We start from the raw sequence: 2,294 nt of genomic DNA, 5'->3' as shown, positions 1-2,294 counted from the left end.
ATCCACCCATTCCACTTTTTAACCCACTTCCATGTTTTATTTAGAGGGGTTGCAGCTACTGAATCATAAGTATCATGCCCATACTCTAATGGTTTGCCATGTAGATATAATGCTGCTTCATACAAGGTTTCACACAATGGTGTATTATTGCTTTTTATTGCGATGGTGTTCTTGACGATAGAAGCTAACGCTTTCTTATTATTAATATTACCAGTGTTAATTTTTGATACGACTCGCCCACCATCTTTATTTTCTGAAGAGCGATTGCTACCGCTAGCATTATAATTAAATAACATTAGACCAAGATCAACACCTGGTGTATTTACAATCACTTCATTTAATACACGTTTGGCTACTGTAATTCTGTCCGTATTAGTTGCTACCGGCTTATTGTAATACCATTGCACATACTGCTGGGTAAACAATGTGATTGGTTCTCCGAGACCAAAATCGGTTAACTTGGCATTGTTGAGCGCGTTTCCATCATTTTTATAGGCATCACTTAAATCATCTACAGGGTAACCAGCACCAACACCACTTGCATTGGTAGTATCTCCCACAGCAATATCTTCATAACAATCTACTTTGGTAATATTGCTTCCATCACTTACAGGAAACTCTTGCCATTTACTGCCTTTATATTCGCGAAAATACCCCGTATAAATACCGAATTTTTGTAAAAATTCAACCGAAGAGTGACAACCATTTTTACTGTAAGTAATAAAATTAGTACTGTTGGCAGTTGGCACTGTACTTGAACTAGTTGAATAATACAGCTTGGTGCCTGAAGTAAGATTAGGCTGAACGAGAAAAGGGCTTGCGCTCATCGTGTTACCCATACTACCTGAAGTGTCTAATATAATGAGCACTTGAGGATTATCATCACTGCGCACAGATGACTCTAAAACATATAATTCGGTATCATCTGCAACAGCATTAGCTACAAAGCCCAATACAGAAAATAACATAATAAAAATCGGATACTTACTGAACATTTTAATTCTCCTTGAGCACTTCTTGCTCAACACCCATTGTCACAGACAGCTCTCCGTAACCACCTCGTCCGTAATTAACTGTGCTAGAAATTTCGACTCTTCGACAGTTAATTAAATTTGCAGCATTAGCCTTTTCAGTTCTTTGACAACTTACATCGATACCTGGATTATCTAGAGGCATAAGCGTAATATCTTGGCTACCGCTCAATTCCGCCACAGTTCTCTTTGGATCGGTAGTGGTACTAAATTGATACACCACACTTTTTGAAATAACAGTATTGAGTCCACCCAGAGCAAGCGATGTAGCAGCTAACCTATCACTACCAGCACCAGACATTCTTAAGGACTGTGTAGAACTAACCGCCAAAGCAACACCGATTATCGTCATTAATACTAAAACGATTAGAGAGAAAAACAGCACTATTCCTTGTTGATATTTATACGTCTTGATCATTTTCACACCTAAATTTGGTTTGACAACCTTACATTAATTTCTAATCAATACAGGATTCTCTAACACCACCGTTGTGGACAGCACCTTTCGTCGATAATGTTTATAATCAGTGTCGTTACTCTTATTTGGATTGACTGAACCCGATATTTCTTTATCACCTAATGTGTAGGTCACATCATTTTCATAACTACGATCAATCTGAATAGATCGAACCAATACGTACATTCTTAAAGCAACTAGACGTTGAAAACCTTGATTATCCCACATAAAAGTTGACACATTTTTCGCGGGTATAAAGGTATCTGGTGTCGAGTCGCCATCATTATCAAAACCATATAAAAAGTGGATATTCTCTATACCTTCAACAAGTTGCTCTTCGTTTGACATGCCACCTGAAATATTAAGACTCCGGCGTTTTAATACAGGGATACCTGAATCAGTTTCCACAAAATAGACTCTATGTTGATATTTCCACATACGACTATTTAATTTTACTGGCGGTGTAGCTACACTGCCATTAAAGAATTCAATTTCGTTAGCAGTAACTGAAGCATAATAACTGTTTGCATCTAACTGAGCGGCTAACACGGAAGGTCCAACAAGCCTCTTCACCTGTATAATGTCCGTTTTGCTGTCTGGAGTGAGAGGCGCACCACACACCATAGTTAACGAATTAGTATATTCATTTCCCCATAGCCTTCGAAAATGAGCAGGGACATTTTGAGGAAAAGTTGCATTATTAACCCCCTCACCAACACAGTCCGATGTTAAAACTGTCGTTGAGTTACTAGAATTAACATTCACAATAAGTTCTGTGCCAGTTATATCAGCAAAAAAACCCAGCT

2 protein-coding genes and 1 pseudogene are annotated in these 2,294 nt (G+C 38.1%); all 3 read right to left on the bottom strand.

Annotation, left to right across the window (positions count from 1 at the left end; translation table 11 throughout):
* Positions 1 to 995 (bottom strand): annotated as a pseudogene (locus tag CXF78_RS20730) (hypothetical protein); the annotation flags it as partial.
* A 1-nt stretch (position 996) separates the two neighbouring features.
* Entirely contained in the window at positions 997 to 1,449 is a 453-nt protein-coding gene (locus CXF78_RS20725; RefSeq protein ID WP_011638332.1) for a pilus assembly PilX family protein, read from the bottom strand.
* 33 nt (positions 1,450 to 1,482) lie between these two features.
* A partial coding sequence (locus CXF78_RS20720; RefSeq protein WP_102037823.1) for a PilW family protein occupies positions 1,483 to 2,294 on the bottom strand: 812 nt, incomplete at its 5' end.

The organism is Shewanella sp. 11B5 (assembly GCF_002836795.1).
Classification (GTDB): Bacteria; Pseudomonadota; Gammaproteobacteria; order Enterobacterales; family Shewanellaceae; genus Shewanella; species Shewanella frigidimarina.
The sequence above is the reverse complement of the archived record's forward strand: the minus strand, read 5'-3'. Positions and strand labels throughout refer to the sequence as shown.

Excerpts from the sequence above, each read along its gene's own strand:
- CXF78_RS20725 (WP_011638332.1), bottom strand. The coding sequence starts at position 1,449 with ATGATCAAGACGTATAAATATCAACAAGGAATAGTGCTGTTTTTCTCT.